The 17,003-nt window shown below is 72.1% G+C and carries 14 protein-coding genes; 10 read left to right on the top strand and 4 right to left on the bottom strand.

Going from position 1 to position 17,003, the window contains the following annotated elements:
• A partial coding sequence (locus OGL89_RS10660; protein WP_263120064.1) for a glycerate kinase occupies positions 1–1,125 on the bottom strand: 1,125 nt, incomplete at its 3' end.
• 97 nt (positions 1,126–1,222) lie between these two features.
• Here OGL89_RS10660 and OGL89_RS10655 point away from each other — a divergent pair.
• Positions 1,223–1,876, top strand: coding sequence for a GntR family transcriptional regulator (locus OGL89_RS10655; protein ID WP_263120063.1), 654 nt, complete (start codon positions 1,223–1,225; stop codon positions 1,874–1,876).
• 10 nt (positions 1,877–1,886) lie between these two features.
• On the opposite strand, the gene OGL89_RS10650 is transcribed toward OGL89_RS10655, so the two are convergent.
• Complete coding sequence (locus OGL89_RS10650) at positions 1,887–3,245, bottom strand: deoxyribodipyrimidine photo-lyase (RefSeq protein WP_263120062.1); 1,359 nt, start codon at positions 3,243–3,245, stop codon at positions 1,887–1,889.
• A gap of 318 nt (positions 3,246–3,563) precedes the next feature.
• Positions 3,564–4,325 carry a MerR family transcriptional regulator gene (locus tag OGL89_RS10645; protein ID WP_263120061.1) on the bottom strand — a complete coding sequence of 254 codons (762 nt, stop codon included), beginning with the start codon at positions 4,323–4,325 and terminating at the stop codon, positions 3,564–3,566.
• A 98-nt stretch (positions 4,326–4,423) separates the two neighbouring features.
• On the opposite strand from OGL89_RS10645, the gene OGL89_RS10640 reads away from it, so the two are divergent.
• The 7 genes from OGL89_RS10640 to OGL89_RS10610 all read left to right on the top strand — a co-directional run bounded on the left by OGL89_RS10640 (position 4,424) and on the right by OGL89_RS10610 (position 13,592).
• Positions 4,424–5,074, top strand: coding sequence for a VOC family protein (locus OGL89_RS10640; protein ID WP_263120060.1), 651 nt, complete (start codon positions 4,424–4,426; stop codon positions 5,072–5,074).
• A gap of 74 nt (positions 5,075–5,148) precedes the next feature.
• The gene (gene ilvD, locus OGL89_RS10635) at positions 5,149–7,008 is read left to right on the top strand and encodes a dihydroxy-acid dehydratase (protein ID WP_263120059.1); all 1,860 of its coding nucleotides are present in this window, start codon (positions 5,149–5,151) and stop codon (positions 7,006–7,008) included.
• Between the two features lie 157 nt (positions 7,009–7,165).
• Positions 7,166–7,465, top strand: a complete 300-nt coding sequence (locus OGL89_RS10630; RefSeq protein ID WP_263120058.1) for a hypothetical protein — start codon at positions 7,166–7,168, stop codon at positions 7,463–7,465.
• Positions 7,462–9,432 (top strand): alpha/beta hydrolase family protein, encoded by a 1,971-nt coding sequence (locus tag OGL89_RS17195; RefSeq protein WP_263120057.1) that lies wholly within the window; start codon positions 7,462–7,464, stop codon positions 9,430–9,432. The genes OGL89_RS10630 and OGL89_RS17195 overlap by 4 nt, the downstream gene beginning before the upstream one ends.
• Positions 9,330–10,088, top strand: coding sequence for a hypothetical protein (locus tag OGL89_RS10620; protein WP_263120066.1), 759 nt, complete (start codon positions 9,330–9,332; stop codon positions 10,086–10,088). Before OGL89_RS17195 ends, OGL89_RS10620 begins: the two co-directional genes overlap by 103 nt.
• A 44-nt stretch (positions 10,089–10,132) precedes the next feature.
• Positions 10,133–11,830 carry a dihydroxy-acid dehydratase gene (gene ilvD / locus OGL89_RS10615; protein ID WP_263120055.1) on the top strand — a complete coding sequence of 566 codons (1,698 nt, stop codon included), beginning with the start codon at positions 10,133–10,135 and terminating at the stop codon, positions 11,828–11,830.
• Between the two features lie 40 nt (positions 11,831–11,870).
• Positions 11,871–13,592, top strand: a complete 1,722-nt coding sequence (locus tag OGL89_RS10610) for an alpha-glucosidase (RefSeq protein WP_263120054.1) — start codon at positions 11,871–11,873, stop codon at positions 13,590–13,592.
• A 13-nt stretch (positions 13,593–13,605) separates the two neighbouring features.
• On the opposite strand, the gene OGL89_RS10605 is transcribed toward OGL89_RS10610, so the two are convergent.
• On the bottom strand, positions 13,606–14,247 hold the full coding sequence (locus OGL89_RS10605; RefSeq protein ID WP_263120053.1) for a hypothetical protein: 642 nt from the start codon (positions 14,245–14,247) through the stop codon (positions 13,606–13,608).
• Between the two features lie 328 nt (positions 14,248–14,575).
• Between OGL89_RS10605 and OGL89_RS10600 the strand changes: the two genes are divergently transcribed.
• Positions 14,576–16,441, top strand: coding sequence for an acetolactate synthase large subunit (locus tag OGL89_RS10600; protein WP_263120052.1), 1,866 nt, complete (start codon positions 14,576–14,578; stop codon positions 16,439–16,441).
• Positions 16,442–16,446: 5 nt separating this feature from the next.
• The gene (gene ilvN, locus OGL89_RS10595) at positions 16,447–16,971 is read left to right on the top strand and encodes an acetolactate synthase small subunit (RefSeq protein WP_263120051.1); all 525 of its coding nucleotides are present in this window, start codon (positions 16,447–16,449) and stop codon (positions 16,969–16,971) included.
• Positions 16,972–17,003: the final 32 nt, after the last annotated feature.

Raw genomic sequence — 17,003 nt, 5'->3', positions numbered from 1 at the left:
GCCGATCTCCGCCAGCAGTCGCCGGCTGAGGTCCGGGTCGTCGGCGCATCGCGGGTCGAGGTCGGCCAGGGCGTGCACCGAGGCGAGTCCGGCGGTGCGGCTGAGGTCCTCCGGCAGGTCGCAGCGTCCGACGACGGCGTGCACCGGGACGCCCGCGGCGCGGGCCCGGTCGGCGACCACCAGTGGGGCCTTGCCGCGCAGGCTCTGGGCATCGAGCCGCCCCTCCCCGGTGATCACCAGGTCGGCGTGCCGGAGGAGTCCGTCGAGGCGGAGCAGGTCGAGGAAGTACTCGGCCCCGGAGGTGATCAGGCCGCCGAGGAGCAGCGCGCCGAAGCCGATCCCGCCCCCCGCCCCGGCGCCCGGCTCGACCGCGAGCGCGGGTGCGGCGGCCAGGCCGGACCAGCGACGCAGGGCCTGATCGATCCGGGCGACCTCGGCGGGGCCGGCGCCCTTCTGCGGGCCGTAGACCGCTGCGGCGCCCTGGCCGCCGAGCAAGGGGTTGTCCACATCGGAGGCGACGACCAGCCGGGCGGCGGACAGCCGGGGATCGAGGTCGGTCAGATCGACCGAGGCCAGTCCGAGCAGTGCCTGCGCCCCCGGCCCCAGCTCGCGCCCGTGCCGGTCCAGGAGGCGTCCGCCGAGCGCCTGGACCAGGCCCGCGCCGCCGTCGCTCGACGCCGTCCCGCCCACGGCGAGCACGAGGGAATCGGCACCGAGGTCGAGCGCGGCACGGATCGCGTCCCCGACGCCGGCGCTGGTCGCGGTCAGCGCGTCCGTGCCGGTGGGCCGGGTGTCGCCGAGGCCGCAGATCCGGGCGACCTCGATGACGGCGAGGCCGTCGGGCAGCAGGGCGACGGCGGTCGGCCGTGCGTGACCGCGCACGTCCCGGGCCGTGACGTCGACCTCGCGGCCGCCCGCCGCGACGGCGGCCGCCAGGCTGCCGTCCCCGCCGTCGGCCACCGGGATGCGGTCCACGGTGGTGATCCCGGCGCGGGCGAGGCCGAGGGAGAGCGCGGTGGCGACCTCGACCGAGGTGAGGGAGCCCTTGAACTTGTCGCTGGCGATCAGGACGCGCGGGGTCGTGCGGTGCCGGCCGGCGGGCTCGACGTCGTCGTGGAGCTGCATGGGAAGAGTGTCAGACAAGTGTTCATGACTGTCAATCATCCGACCGGGATTGCGACGTGGCAGGATCGACCCGGACACGCGGGGAAGGCGGGGACAGGTGGCGCGGGATCTCGAGGTGCGCACGGTGGTCGACGCCCTGGTCGACGCCCTGCGCGTCCGCATCCTGGGCACCTCCCTCCCGGGCGGTGCCGCGGTGACCGAGACGGATGTCGCCCGGGAGTACGACGTCGCGCGTCCCACCGCGAAGACCGCGATCGAGCGGCTGGTGGCGGAGGGGCTGCTCACCCGGGGAGCGCATCGCAGTGCTCGGGTCCCGGTCCTCGACGCCCGCGACGTCGCCGATCTGTACTTCACCCGATCCTGCGTCGAGAGCGCCGCGCTCCGGCAGGTCGCCGCCCTGCCCGAGGTCCCCGCCGCGGCCGAGCAGGCGGACGCGGTGCTGCGCGAGGCCCTGGGCCGGGGTGACACGGTCGGATTCGTGGAGGCGGACATCGCGTTCCATCGCGCGCTGATCGACGCCCTCGACGCCCCACGGCTCTCCAGACTGCACGGCGGGCTGCTCGCGGAGACCCGGTTGTGCATGGCCCAGGTCCAGGCCCACCTGCTGCTCGCCCCGGACGCGATCGTCGCCGAGCACCGCCGGATCCTGGACGCCGTCGCGGCCCGGGACGCCGAGGCGGCGGCGACGGCGGTGGAGGACCATCTGGCGCGGGCCCGTGCCGCGCTCCTCGGACACCTCGCGCAGCACTGAGGGCCGGGCGTCAGCGGCGCCGGTGCTCCTGGTACGCCTCCAGGGTCGCGGCCCGCTCGGCTCCGTGGTCCAGCATCGGTTCGGGGTAGTCCGGGGCGGCCGAACGCGGCAGCTTCCACGGCTCGTGCACGGCCTTGCCCGGGATGTCGCGCAGCTCCGGCACCCAGCGGCGCACGTACTGCCCGTCCGGGTCGAACTTCTGTCCCTGACGCACCGGGTTGAACACCCGGAAGTACGGAGAGGCGTCTCGTCCGGTGCCCGCCACCCACTGCCAGTTCAGCTGGTTCTGCGGGACGTCGCCGTCGATCAGCCAGGCCATGAAGTGCTCGGCGCCGCGCTGCCAGCGCACGTGCAGGTCCTTGACCAGGAACGAGGCCACCACCATCCGGACCCGGTTGTGCATCCAGCCCTCCGCCAGCAGCTGGCGCATCCCGGCGTCCACCAGGGGGAAACCGGTCCGGCCGGCGGTCCAGGCGGCCAGCGCCTCCCGCTCCTCGGCGCCCTCGGCCCAGGAGTCGTCCGGCAGCACGGCGGTCAGGGAGGTGTCCCGGGCCGACGGGGTGTGGAACAGGACGTCGGCGTGGAAATCCCGCCAGGCGATCTGCCCGCGGAAGGTGTCGGCGGCGATCGACCGGCGTCGCGCCAGATCAGCCAGGATCGTGCGCGGGTGGATCTCGCCCCACTTCAGGGGGACCGACAGTCGCGAGGTGCTGTCCAGGTCCGGCCGGTCGCGCTCGGTGTCGTAGTGCGCGAGCGGGCCGTCCAGCATCTCCGCCCAGCGGTCCAGCGCCGCTTCCTCGCCGGCGTCCGGCAGGGTCAGCCCCTCCGGCGGATCGGCGTCGGGCAGGTCGTCCGAGCGCCCGCCGTCGACCAGGTCCAGCTTGCTGAGCGCGGCACGATGATCGGGTGCGGGGGAGTGCCAGCCGTGGTCCTGCCAGGCACGACGGAACGGGGTGAACACCTTGTAGCCCTCGCCGCCGCCGGTGCGGACCCGGCCCGGCGTGACGGCGTAGGGCGATCCGGTACGGATCAACGGGACGCCCAGTGCGTCCTCGACCGCCTCGTCCCGGCGGCGTCCGGCCGGGGCGCAGTCCTCGGCGACGTGCACCGCCTCGGCCTCGACCTCCCGGACCAGATGCGGCAGCACGGTCCGCGGACGGCCGCGCCGGATCAGCAGGCGGCCGTCGAGCTGCCCGTCCAACGCGCGCAGGCTGCGCACCAGATAGGCGCGGCGGGGGTCGCCAGCAGCCGACCACAGGGCGGGGTCCAGCACGAAGACCGGCAGCACCGCACCGGAGTCGGCGGCGGCCATCAGCGCGGGATTGTCACCGAGCCGCAGGTCGCGGCGGAACCAGTGCAGGGAGGTCATCGGGGTCACGGTAGCCAGCGGACCCGGCCCCGGCGACCCGGACTGGGCGCCGTCCGGCGGCCGGGCGGCGTGCCCCGAGCGGGGAGGGGTCGGGGCACCACCGGCCCGGGCGATGAGCCGGTGATGCCCCGACGTTCGTTCCCCGCGAGCGGGTCGGCGCTCCGGGAGCGTGCGGGCCGCTGGGGCGGTCGGCCCCGGTGGCCCGCGACGCCCAGCGTCCCCCGCCGGGGCCGGCGGCCCGTGGGTCCCTGGCCCCTTGACAGGGCGGCCCGTGGGCGCGAGCTGTCGGTCGCCGGCAGGCCTGCTCCGGTCACGCCCTCATCGCGTCGCGACCTGATCGGCGTGGGCGTGCACGGCGTCGCGCAGATAGGTCGCGAGGCCAGGGGCGACCGCGTCGTAGGTGGCGGTGAACCGCGGTTCGTCGGCGTACATCGCGCCCAGGTTCCGGTAGGCCTCCGGGTCGGGGGTCCAGAACAGGCCGACCCACCGGTGGTGCCGGACGACCGCGGGCCGGGTGCGCGTGTCCTGCGCCGGGACACCCGCCGCGAGCAGGTCGGCCAGCTCGCGGCTCACCGCCTCGCCCTCGGCCAGGTGAGCGCGTCGCTGGTCCTCGGTCATCGACTCCCAGCGGGCCGTGCTCCGGTCGACCACCGGATCGCCCCAGCGCTCGCGGGCCTCCTGGTCGTAGCGGGTGTGGTCGAAGCCCTCGTAGAGCTCGTCGGCGGACATGGTGCTCCCTTCCTCCAGGGTGTCGAGGGTGCGGGCGACGGTGCGGGCGAGCCGGTCCAGTCGGTCCCGCTCGGCAAGCAACCGGTCGTGGTGCTCGCGGAGAGTCGCGGCCCGGTCGGCGGCCGACCCGAGTGCGACGGCGATGTCGGCCAGTGGCACGTCGAGCTCGCGCAGCACCAGGACGGCTTGCAGGCGCAGCAGCTCGGCGGGTCCGTAGAGCCGTTGCCCGCCGGGCGCGGTGCCCATCGGTGGCAGCAGTCCGACCGCGTCGTAGTGCCGCAGCGCCCGGGAGGTCACCCCGGACAGCCGGACCACCTCCGCGGTGGTCCACGGACCGCCGTCGACGTTCATGCTCGCTCCCTCTCTGTGTGGTGCGGACCGGACCAGCGTGCACGTTGACGCCGCGTCAAGCGCAAGCGGATGTCGGTGGCCGCTGGCACCCTGGGTCGATGACCGACCGCATCGACTCCGCCACCGCCAGCCGGCACGCCGACCCGCGGCACTGGCGGGTGCTGCTCCGCACCCTCGGCGCCGCGTTCCGTCCTGCGGACTACGCCACCGGGGCGAGCTTCGCGGCCGAGATCGCCGCGCTGGCCGAGGCGCACCAGCACCACCCCGGGCTGACGCTGTCCTGGGGGCGGATCGGCATCGTGCTGACCAGCCACGACGCGGGTGGGCTGACCGTGCGTGACCTCCGGCTGGCGGCGGCGATCAGCGACCTCGCGGACCGGATGGGGATCGAGGGGGCGCCGGAGACCCTGAGCGTGCACGAGGTGGCGATCGACGCCCTCGACATCCCGCTGGTCCGGCCGTTCTGGCGCGCGGTGCTCGGCTACGTCGACGACGGGGACGACGCGCTGGTCGACCCCACCGGGATGTCACCGGCCTACTGGTTCCAGCAGATGGACGCGCCTCGGCCGCAGCGGAACCGGATCCATCTGGACGTCACCGTGCCGCACGACCAGGCGGAGGCCCGGGTCGCCGCCGCGATCGAGGCGGGCGGCACCCTGCTGTCCGGCCGGCGCGCCCCGGCGTTCTGGGTGCTCGCCGACCCCGAGGGCAACGAGGCCTGCGTCTGCACCTGGCAGGCCCGGGACTGAACCGTCTCGCCCGCTGGTCGATCACTGGACGGACGCCGTCACCAGCACGTCGATCAGCGACGTAACGTGACGCCATGAGTCGTCCGCTGCGCTCCCGTACCTCCACCCACGGCCGCAACATGGCCGGTGCCCGCGCGCTCTGGCGTGCGACCGGCATGGGCTCCGAGGACTTCGGCAAGCCGATCATCGCGATCGCGAACTCCTACACCCAGTTCGTCCCGGGGCACGTCCACCTCAAGGACATGGGCGACCTGGTGGCCTCCGCGATCCAGGAGGCGGGCGGTGTCGCCAAGGAGTTCAACACCATCGCCGTCGACGACGGCATCGCGATGGGCCACGCCGGGATGCTCTACTCGCTGCCCAGCCGGGACCTGATCGCCGACTCGGTCGAGTACATGGTGCAGGCGCACTGCGCCGACGCCCTGGTCTGCATCTCCAACTGCGACAAGATCACCCCGGGCATGCTCAACGCGGCGCTGCGGCTGAACATCCCGGTCATCTTCGTCTCCGGCGGCCCGATGGAGGCCGGCAAGGCGGTGATCGCGGACGGCGTCGCGAAGACCCCCCTGAACCTGATCAACGCGATCAACTACTCCGCGGACGACAACGTCTCCGACCAGGCGCTGGCCAGCGTCGAGGAGAACGCCTGCCCGACCTGCGGGTCGTGTTCGGGCATGTTCACCGCCAACTCGATGAACTGCCTGACCGAGGCGCTCGGCCTGTCCCTGCCGGGCAACGGCTCGACCCTGGCCACCCACTCCGCCCGTCGTGACCTGTTCCTGGAGGCGGGGCGCACCATCGTCGACCTGGCCCGCCGGTACTACGACGACGAGGACGACACCGCCGCCCCGCGCGGGATCGCCACCCGGGCCGCGTTCAGCAACGCGATGGCGCTGGACGTGGCGATGGGCGGGTCCACCAACACGGTGCTGCACATCCTGGCCGCCGCGCAGGAGGCCGGGGTCGACTTCACCCTGGCCGACATCGACGCGCTGAGCCGCCGGGTGCCCTGCCTGGCCAAGGTCGCGCCGAACCACCCGGACTACCACATGGAGGACGTGCACCGGGCGGGCGGCATCCCCGCGCTGCTCGGCGAGCTGGACCGCGGCGGGCTGCTGGACCACGACGTGACCAGCGTGCACACCCCGACCCTGCGCGCCTGGCTGGACGACTGGGACATCCGCGGCGGCAAGGCCACCGAGCGCGCACAGCAGCTGTTCCACGCCGCGCCCGGCGGGGTCCGCACCACCCAGGCGTTCTCCACCTCCAACGTCTGGGAGTCCCTGGACACCGACGGCGCGGGTGGCTGCATCCGGGACGTCGAGCACGCCTACACCGTCGAGGGCGGCCTGGCCGTGCTGCGCGGCAACCTGGCCGAGGACGGCGCGATCCTCAAGACCGCGGGCATCGACCCGGACGTCTTCCACTTCGTCGGGAGGGCCCTGGTCTGCGAGTCGCAGGACGAGGCGGTGGAGAAGATCCTCACCAAGCTGGTCGAGCCCGGTCACGTGGTGGTCGTCCGCTACGAGGGCCCGGCCGGTGGTCCCGGCATGCAGGAGATGCTCTACCCGACCTCGTTCATCAAAGGCCGTGGCCTGGGCAAGGTCTGCGCGCTGATCACCGACGGACGCTTCTCCGGCGGCTCCAGCGGCATCTCGGTCGGACACGTCAGCCCCGAGGCGGCCGCGGGCGGCACCATCGGCCTGATCGAGGACGGCGACGAGATCGAGATCGACGTCGAGACCCGGCTGATCCGGATCAACGTCCCGGACCAGGTGCTCGCCGAGCGCCGCGCCAAGATGGAGGCCAGCGAGAACCCCTGGCAGCCGAGGGACCGGGACCGCTACGTCTCGCCCGCGCTCCAGGCCTACGCCGCGATGGCCACCAGCGCCGACCGGGGCGCTGTCCGCGATGTGAGCCGCATCCGTCGCTGAGCGTTCCTACTCAGCGGGCTGATCTCGGCACTCATACCGCCCGGCAACGTGCCCTGAGCGGCCCGGATCTCCACTCAACCTGCGTCGTCGATCTTCCGTTGAGCATCCCCATCGGGAACTGTCTCCCGCATCGATATGACCGGCGATGGGGATGCGGATGTCGGAGTTGGAGGTGTCCACGGACGCCGCTGAGCGCGCGCGGGCACGCTGCGCGACGGCTGCGGACCGGCTGGTGCTGGACCTGCGCGCGGTGAGTCCGCATGGTGGGTCGCCGACAGCCCGCGTCGCGCTGGAGCAGTGGTTGTCCTGGGTGGCGATGACGTCCGGCGCGCTCGCGGCACGGGTGTCCTCCTCCGGCGACCGAGCGGCGGAGGCGGCCGGGCTGCTCGTCGAGGCGGACCGCGCGGCGGCCCGGGCGCACGGCGGCGCCGTCACCGGGGTGCAGGTGGCCCGGTGAGGGACTGGGACGAGAGCGCACCGGGACGCGGGGACACCGACGAGTTGGACGAGCTGATCCACCGGCTCGCGCCGTACCTCGACACGCTGGCCTGCGACGCCGTCGAGATCGAGCGCGCCGCCGCGGAGCTGGCCGGGGCCTGGTCCGGCGCGGCGTCCGACCAATGGCAGGCCGACGTGTCGGGCGTCGTCGCGGACCTCCGGACCTTCGCACACCAGGCGCGGCCCGGGGCAGAGGCGGTGAACGCGTATCTGTGGGCGGTGCGGGACATCGCGACCAGGGCCGACCGCGCCATCGAGGGCCTCGCCGAGGCGGGCAGCGCGCTGCAGCGCGCGCAGCGACGACTGACCCAGGTGCTGGCGGACCCCGACCACGACACGCTGGATCTGATGGCGGCGCATTCCGCCGTGCAGATCGCCGAGGAAGACCGCCAGACCGCCTCTCGCGTCGTGTCCTGGCTGGCCATGGAGCGCCAGAGCGCGGACAGTTACCTCGCTTCGACTCTCGCTCAGGGGATGCCGTCAGCCTGGCAGCGCACCGGGCCGTTGACGTCGACGTTGCCCGTCACGGCCTTCGATCGAGGACCCGACGGACTCGCGCTCTGGCTGGCAGGTCTGCCGGAGGGTGGGGACGGCGATGCCGCCACCCGATGGCTGGTCGAGCACCTGTCGGCGGCGGACTACGACGCCCTGCTCGCCGAGCACCCGGAGATCGCGGTCCGGTTGATGCGGGCGGACACCTCGGCGACGTTCGCCGCGCGGTTCCCCACGCTGGACGCCGCACTGGCCCTCAGCGACCCGGATCAGCGGATCGGCGCGGTGGTAGCGGCGTGCGCGGAGCTGACCGCGACGGAACTGACCGTGCTGGCCCGCTGCTATCCCGGGGTGGTGCACAACCTGGACGGTGCACCGCTCGCCGTCCGGATCGCGGCCAACCGAGTGGCGATCAGCGCGCACCTGGTCGAATCGAGGGAGGCGCTCGCGGCCATGGACGAGCTGGTGGCCGGACAGGAGGCGGGACCGGCGCCGCTGCAACAGACGTTGATCGACGGGTGGCGGACCTCGATCGCGTGGTGCGAGGACCTGTTGTTCGGCGAGACGCCCGCGATCGGGCCGGACGGAATGCCGACCACGGTGCGGGGCCACCACGTGGTGGCCTTCGATCCCGGGGCGAATGTGTTCGGGGAACTGGTCGGTCGACTGGATGCGCCGAGCATCGGTGTGCTGGTCGGCGGGACCGGGACGAACCTCCCCGCGATGTCCGGGCAGTTCTCCCGGGCGTGGGACTTCGTCACGGGTGCCGAACAGAACACCCTGGCGGTGATCACCTACCTCGGTGGGCGGATGCCGCAGGCCCTCGCCCAGGCGGTGGACTCGGCCTACGCGAAGAACATCGCACCGACGCTGGCCGCCTTCGTGAACGGTGTGCGGGCCGACACCGGGGCGACCATCACGGTGGGTGGTCACTCCTACGGTGGTTCGGTGGTCGGCCGGGCCGAGGTGGCGGGCTTGATCGCCGACCGGATCCTGCACATCGAGTCGGCCGGTGCCGGGCCCGGGGTGGACTCGGTGAACGACTACGCGCGACCGGACACGCCGCGGTACACGATGACGGCGCCCGGCGACATCATTGGCATGGTGCAGGGCGGATCCGGCCGGATACTCGCCCCGCACGGTGCCGATCCGGACACGCTGCCGGGATTCATCCAGTTGGAGACCGGACGGGCGGACGCCAACGACCCGAACAGTCCGGTGGTCCAGGGCGGCGACTCGCACAGCGGCGTGTTTGGCGATCCGGAAGAGGAGCGGCGACCGGATGCCTGGACCAACATGCTCGAGGTCATGACCGGTGGTGAGGTGAGCTTGTGGACCGCGCCGACGTACGACGTGGTCAACGGGATTCCCACAGCCACGCACTACCCGATGTCGGACCCTGCCTTCAGGCCGCCGATGGCGGCTGTGCGGTGATCGTGATGCGTCGTGGTGTGTGGGCTGTTGGGGCGGCGTTGCTGTTGGTCGGCTGTGGTGACCCGGGCGTGCCCACCGAGAGTCAGGAGGTCCGGTACAGCGACGCCCGGGTGTCGTACACCCTGACGACGTCCACGGTGGATGCGGTGCTCAGCCATGCTCGTGCGGTGTTCCCGGAGATCGACTTCTCGCTGAACTATGACGCCGGTCGTGATGACTCCTGGGCGGAGTGTGGGGGCGACTACTTCTCGCCCAGTGCCGAAGAGATCCCGCCGCACATCGCGTGGCACGCGCATCGGGAGATCGCGATCGATTCGGTTGACGGCACGATCGACCTGGTCTGGCCGATTCTGCAGTCGTTCATCGACGACGGGTGGACGGTCACGTCGGATCGCCTCGATTCCTCCACCCGTCCGCATGTCTACCTGTCCAAGGACGGCTTCGACCTGGCGGTGATCGCCAACACCGAGGAGGCGGCCGCCGGCGCGGGGTGGTCTCGGCTGCAGATCGGCGCGGATTCCCCGTGCCTGGAATCCCCGGACGACCTGGCGGACTTCGACCCGGACGACCCGGACGCGTACTTCGGCCCGGGGGCCGCCCCGACGGTGGGTCCGTTCCACCCGCCGGAGTTCATCGAGTGGTACGAGATGTACTGACCGGTCCCATCGCTGAACAGTGCCGACGCGCCTACAGTCGGCCCATGAGCGACCAGCCGGACATCAAGCCGCGTTCCCGCCAGGTCACCGACGGCATCGAAGCCACCGCCTCCCGGGGCATGCTCCGTGCCGTCGGCATGGGCGACGACGACTGGGTCAAGCCCCAGATCGGCGTCGCCTCCTCCTGGAACGAGATCACGCCGTGCAACCTGTCCCTGCAACGCCTGGCGCAGGCGGTCAAGGGCGGGGTGCACGCCGCCGGCGGCTACCCGCTGGAGTTCGGCACGATCTCGGTCAGCGACGGCATCTCGATGGGCCACGAGGGGATGCACTTCTCCCTGGTCAGCCGGGACATCATCGCCGACTCGGTGGAGACCGTGATGTCGGCCGAACGGCTGGACGGCTCGGTGCTGCTGGCGGGCTGCGACAAGTCCCTGCCCGGCATGCTGATGGCCGCCGCACGACTGGACCTGGCGAGCGTCTTCCTCTACGCCGGATCGATCATGCCCGGCTGGGTGAAGCTGGAGGACGGCACCGAGAAGGACGTGACGCTGATCGACGCCTTCGAGGCGGTCGGCGCCTGTTCCCGTGGCCTGATGAGCAAGGGCGACCTGGACCGGATCGAGCGGGCCATCTGTCCGGGCGAGGGTGCCTGCGGCGGGATGTACACCGCGAACACCATGGCGTCGGTGGCCGAGGCGATGGGCATGTCCGTCCCCGGGTCGGCCGCCCCGCCCAGTGCCGACCGCCGCCGGGACCACTTCGCGCACAAGTCCGGCGAGGCGGTCGTCGAGCTGCTCCGGCAGGGGATCACCGCCCGGCAGATCATGACCAAGGAGGCGTTCGAGAACGCCATCGCGGTGGTGATGGCCTTCGGCGGGTCGACGAACGCGGTGCTGCATCTGCTGGCGATCGCGCACGAGGCCGAGGTCGATCTCACCCTCGACGACTTCAAGCGGGTCGCCGCCAAGGTCCCGCACCTGGGCGACCTCAAGCCGTTCGGCCGCTACGTGATGAACGACGTCGACCGGATCGGCGGGGTGCCGGTGGTGATGAAGGCGCTGCTCGACGCGGGGCTGCTGCACGGCGACTGCCTGACCGTGACCGGGAGGACCGTGGCGGAGAACCTGGCCGACATCGACCCGCCGGACCCGGACGGCAAGATCCTGCGCGCCCTGGACAACCCGATCCACCGCACGGGCGGCATCACCATCCTGTCCGGCAGCCTCGCGCCCGACGGCGCCGTGGTGAAGTCCGCGGGCTTCGACTCCGACGTGTTCGAGGGCACCGCCCGGGTGTTCGAGCGCGAGCGGGCCGCGCTGGACGCGCTGGAGGACGGCACGATCACCGCGGGGGACGTGGTGGTCATCCGCTACGAGGGCCCGAAGGGCGGCCCGGGCATGCGGGAGATGCTCGCGATCACCGGTGCGATCAAGGGCGCCGGCCTGGGCAAGGACGTCCTGCTGCTCACCGACGGCCGGTTCTCCGGTGGCACGACCGGACTGTGCGTCGGGCACATCGCCCCCGAGGCGGTGGACGGCGGACCGATCGCGTTCGTCCGGGACGGCGACCGGATCCGGCTGGACGTCGCGCACGCGACCATCGACGTGCTGGTGGACGCCGAGGAGCTGGCCGCGCGCCGGGAGGGCTGGGCGCCGCTGACGCCGAAGTACACCCGGGGAGTGCTCGCCAAGTACGCGAAGCTGGTGCAGTCGGCCTCGACGGGGGCGGTGCTGATCTGAGGGCTTTCTGCGACGCCGGACCCGTGGCACGCTCGTGACCATGGCCTTCACCGTCGACGACGCCCCCTGGTGGACCCGCGCCACCGTCTACCAGATCTACCCCCGGTCCTTCGCCGACTCGAACGGCGACGGCGTCGGGGACCTGCGCGGGATCATCGAGCACCTGGACCATCTGAGCGCCCTGGGCGTGGACGTGGTCTGGCTGTCGCCGATCTACCGGTCCCCGCAGGACGACAACGGCTACGACATCAGCGATTACCAGGACGTCGACCCGAGCTTCGGCACGCTGGCGGACCTGGACGAGCTGATCGCCGCGGTGCACGAGCGCGGGATCAAGCTGGTGATGGACCTGGTGGTGAACCACACCTCCGACGAGCACCCGTGGTTCGTCGCCAGCCGGTCGGGCGCGGACGATCCGAAGCGCGACTGGTACTGGTGGCGTCCGCCGCGGGCCGGGATGGCGCTGGGCCAGCCGGGTGCGGAGCCGACCAACTGGCACTCGTTCTTCTCCGGCGGATCCTGGGAGCCGGACCCGGCCACGGGCGAGTACTACCTGCACCTGTTCAGCGTGAAGCAGCCGGATCTGAACTGGGAGAACCCGGAGGTCCGCCAGGCGGTCTACGCCATGATGCGCTGGTGGCTGGACCGGGGGGTGGACGGGTTCCGGATGGACGTGATCAACCTGATCTCCAAGGACACCACCCTGCCGGACGGTGCGGTGGTGGCCGGGGTCTGGGGCGACGGCAGCCCGCACTACACCGACGGTCCGCGGGTGCACGAGTTCCTGCAGGAGATGCACCGGGAGGTGTTCGCCGGACGTGACGCGCAGCTGCTCACGGTGGGGGAGACCCCCGGGGTGACGCTGGACGAGGCGCTCCTGTACACCGACCCGTCCCGAGCCGAGGTGGACATGGTCTTCCAGTTCGAGCACGTCGGGCTGGACCACGGGCCGGGTGGGAAGTTCGACCCGCGACCGCTGCGGCTGACCGACCTGAAGGCCACCTTCGGGCGGTGGCAGACCGGGCTCGCGGACGCGGGGTGGAACAGCCTCTACTGGGACAACCACGACCAGCCGCGGGTCGTCAGCCGGTTCGGCGACGACGGGATGTTCCGCCGGGAGTCGGCCAAGGCGCTCGCGACCCTGCTGCACCTGCACCGCGGCACGCCCTACGTCTACCAGGGCGAGGAACTGGGCATGACCAACGCCCACTTCGACCGCTTCGACCAGTACCGGGACATCGAGTCGATCCGGCACGTCGCGGAGGCACGCACCCTGGGCCTGGCCACCGACGAGCAGCTGCTGGCCGGTCTGGCCTGGATGAGCCGCGACAACGCGCGCACCCCGGTGCAGTGGGACGCCGGCCCGCAGGCGGGCTTCACCACCGGCACCCCGTGGCTGGCGGTCAACCCGAACCACGTCGAGATCAACGCCGCAGCCGAGCGGGCGGATGACGACTCGGTCTTCCACCACTACCGCCGGCTGATCGCGCTCCGGCACGAGGACCCGACCGTGGCGCTCGGCGACTTCCGGATGCTGCTGCCCGAGGACGAGCAGGTCTACGCCTTCACCCGCTCCTTGGGCGAGGACGCGCTGCTGGTCGTGGTCAACGTCTCCGGTGGGACGCGCGCGGTCGATCTGGGCGACGACTGGCCCCTGGTCGACGGCGGCTGGGGCGAGCTGGTGCTCGGCACGCACCCGCGGGACGGCGAGGAGCCGACCGTGCTGCGTCCGTGGGAGGCCCGGGTCGTCCGCGCCGTGTGACCCGGCCTCGGTCTCAGGCCATGGAGCGCTGGACGTCGATCACCAGGCGGGTCGGGTTCTCCAGCGTGAACACCCGGTAGGGCGCCTCCGGGTCGGCGAGGCCGAGCCAGATCTGGGCCTCGCCCTCGAACACCCCGGTGAACTCGCTGCCGGTGACGACGCTGTTGCCCGGCGTGGTCGTGCCCGGGTCGATCCCGCCGTCCGGCGGCGTGGTGAGACCGGACGCGATGACCGCCAGGTAGCCCTCGCTCTCGAGGTCGACGGACTGGCCGGTGGGGTCCTCGACCGCCGTGGCGCTGCGCGCGGACAGCCACCCGGGGGTGCCGGTGCCGGAGAACTCGACCACGATCCGGTCGTAGCCGAGCTGCGAACCGATCCGCAGATCGGTGGCGGTCAGCGCGGCGTCCGCGGAGGCCGCGACCCCGTCGGTGGGACTGTCCCAGGGGACGTCGCTCTCGGCGGAGTCTTCGGCGGGGGCGGTCGGCGACGCGCTCGGGGCAGCGGTCTCCGTCGCCGTGGTCGTGGGGACCGGGGCGGTGGAGGCATCCGAGGCCACGGGCACGGACTCACCCGTGGCGCACGCGGCCAGCAGTGTCATGGCCGCTGCCGTGCCGGCCAGGATCCGGAGGGCGGAGATGCGACGGTGGGCTCCCATCCGCCGACGGTATCCCCCGCGCGGGGGACGCGTCGTCGAACCTGCTCGGGTGTCGCGGTCCGTCCATGAAACGGACCCGCGAACCACGATGTGAGACGGCTCGGCCCGCGGCGTGACACCCGTCGAGCAGGGGCGTAACGTGCCGGACATGCAGACGATCTCCCTCGTAGTACTTCCCGGGCGCGCTGGCTGAAGCCCCGCGAGGTCTCGTCAGCGCGCACCCCTCGATCGGTCCTCATCCGAGGATCCGGGGGGTTTTTTGTTGCCGACGGACCCCCGGCGGCAGCACCCGATCCACCGCTCCACCCCCCGACGCCAGGAGAGATTGATGGTCCAGGGCCCCCACCCGGCACCGCCCCGCCGACCGGCAGCCCCCGCTGCCGGCAGCTCCGCGGAGTCGCGACTCGCCGCCGCACCGTCCCCGAGCACGCCGCACACGATCACCGAGCAGGTGACCGGTGCCCAGTCGATCGTCCGCTCGCTCGAGGAGGCCGGCGCCGAGGTGGTCTTCGGCATCCCGGGTGGCGCGATCCTGCCGACCTACGACCCGCTGATGGACTCCACCCGGATCCGGCACATCCTGGTCCGGCACGAGCAGGGCGGCGGCCACGCGGCGCAGGGCTACGCGCACGCCACCGGCAAGGTCGGCGTCTGCATGGCCACCTCGGGCCCGGGCGCGACCAACCTGGTCACCCCGATCGCCGACGCGAACATGGACTCGATCCCGCTGGTCGCGATCACCGGGCAGGTGGCAGCGCCGCTGATCGGGACGGACGCCTTCCAGGAGGCGGACATCGTCGGGATCACGCTGCCGGTGACCAAGCACAACTTCCTGGTCACCGACCCGGCGGAGATCCCGCGGACCATCGCCGAGGCGTTCCACATCGCCAGCACCGGTCGTCCCGGTCCGGTGCTGGTGGACATCGCCAAGTCCGCGATGCAGGCGGACACCACGTTCAGCTGGCCGCAGCAGCTCGACCTGCCCGGCTACCACCCGGTGACCAAGCCGCACGCCAAGCAGATCCGTGAGGCGGCCCGGCTGCTGGCCACCGCCCGCCGTCCGGTGATCCTGGCCGGTGGCGGGATCATCCGGGCCGGTGCTGCCGACGCGCTGCGCCGCCTGGTCGACGCCTCCGGTGCGGCGGTGACCACCACCCTGATGGCCCGGGGCGCTCTGCCCGACACCCATCCGCAGCACCTGGGCATGCCCGGCATGCACGGCACGGTCGCCGCCGTGGCCGCGCTGCAGAAGGCCGACCTGGTGGTGGCCCTGGGCGCCCGGTTCGACGACCGCGTGACCGGCCGGCTGGACTCCTTCGCCCCGAACGCGGCCATCGTGCACGCGGACATCGACCCGGCGGAGATCGGCAAGAACAAGGTCGCGGACGTGCCGATCGTCGGCGATCTGCGCGAGGTGATCGCCGACCTGCTGCCCGAGCTGGAGGCCGCGCACGCCCAGCACGGCAAGCCGGACCTGGCCGCCTGGTGGCACCAGCTGGACTCCTGGCGGGAGACCTTCGGGCTGGGCTACGACGAGACCGCGGACGGCCTGATGGCCCCGCAGCGGGTGATCAGCCGGATCGGGGAGATCTCCGGGCCGGAGTCGATCTTCGTCTCCGGGGTCGGCCAGCACCAGATGTGGGCCGCGCAGTTCATCCGCTACCAGCGCCCGAACTCGTGGATCAACTCCGGCGGCCTGGGCACGATGGGCTTCGCGGTGCCGGCCGCGATGGGCGCCAAGGTCGGCGAGCCGGACCGCACGGTGTGGGCGATCGACGGCGACGGCTGCTTCCAGATGACCAACCAGGAGCTGGCCACCTGCACGATCAACGACATCCCGATCAAGGTGGCGGTGATCAACAACTCCTCGCTGGGCATGGTCCGGCAGTGGCAGACCCTGTTCTACGACCAGCGCTACTCGAACACCGACCTGCACACCGGCCACGGCACCCGGCGGGTCCCGGACTTCGTGAAGCTGGCGGACGCCTACGGCGCGGTGGGTCTGCGGTGCGAGTCGCCGGCCGACCTGGACGCGACGATCAAGCGCGCGATGGAGATCGACGACCAGCCGGTCGTCGTCGACTTCACCGTCTCCCGCGACGCGATGGTGTGGCCGATGGTGGCCGCCGGCGTCAGCAACGACGACATCCAGTACGCCCGGGGTATCAGCCCGGCCTGGGACCGTGAGGACTGATCACCATGACCCGACACACCCTCTCCGTCCTGGTGGAGAACAAGCCCGGCGTGCTCACTCGCGTCGCCGGACTGTTCGCCCGCCGATCCTTCAACATCCACTCCCTGGCGGTGGGCCCGACCGAGCACGAGGAGATCTCCCGGATCACCGTCGTGGTCGACGTGGACTCGCTGTCCCTGGAGCAGGTCACCAAGCAGCTGAACAAGCTGATCAACGTGATCAAGATCGTCGAGCTCGAGGACGCCGCCTCCGTGCAGCGCGAGCTCGCCCTGATCAAGGTCCGGGCCGAGGGCGCGATGCGCACCCAGGTGCTCGAGGTGGTCGACCTGTTCCGGGCCCACGTGGTGGATGTCGTGCCGGACACCGTGACCATCGAGGCCATCGGCAGTCCGGCCAAGCTCAGCGCCCTGCTCGCGGCGCTGGAGCCCTACGGTGTCCGGGAGATCGTGCAGTCCGGCATCGTGGCCATCGGCCGCGGTCCCCGCTCGATCACCGACCGCGCCCTGGAGCGGGTCGCCCGCACCGCCTGATCTTTCCGACAACGACGCCCGCCAACCCAGAG

The organism is Cellulomonas sp. RIT-PI-Y (assembly GCF_025642745.1).
Classification (GTDB): domain Bacteria; phylum Actinomycetota; class Actinomycetes; order Actinomycetales; family Cellulomonadaceae; genus Cellulomonas.
The sequence above is the reverse complement of the archived record's forward strand: the minus strand, read 5'-3'. Positions and strand labels throughout refer to the sequence as shown.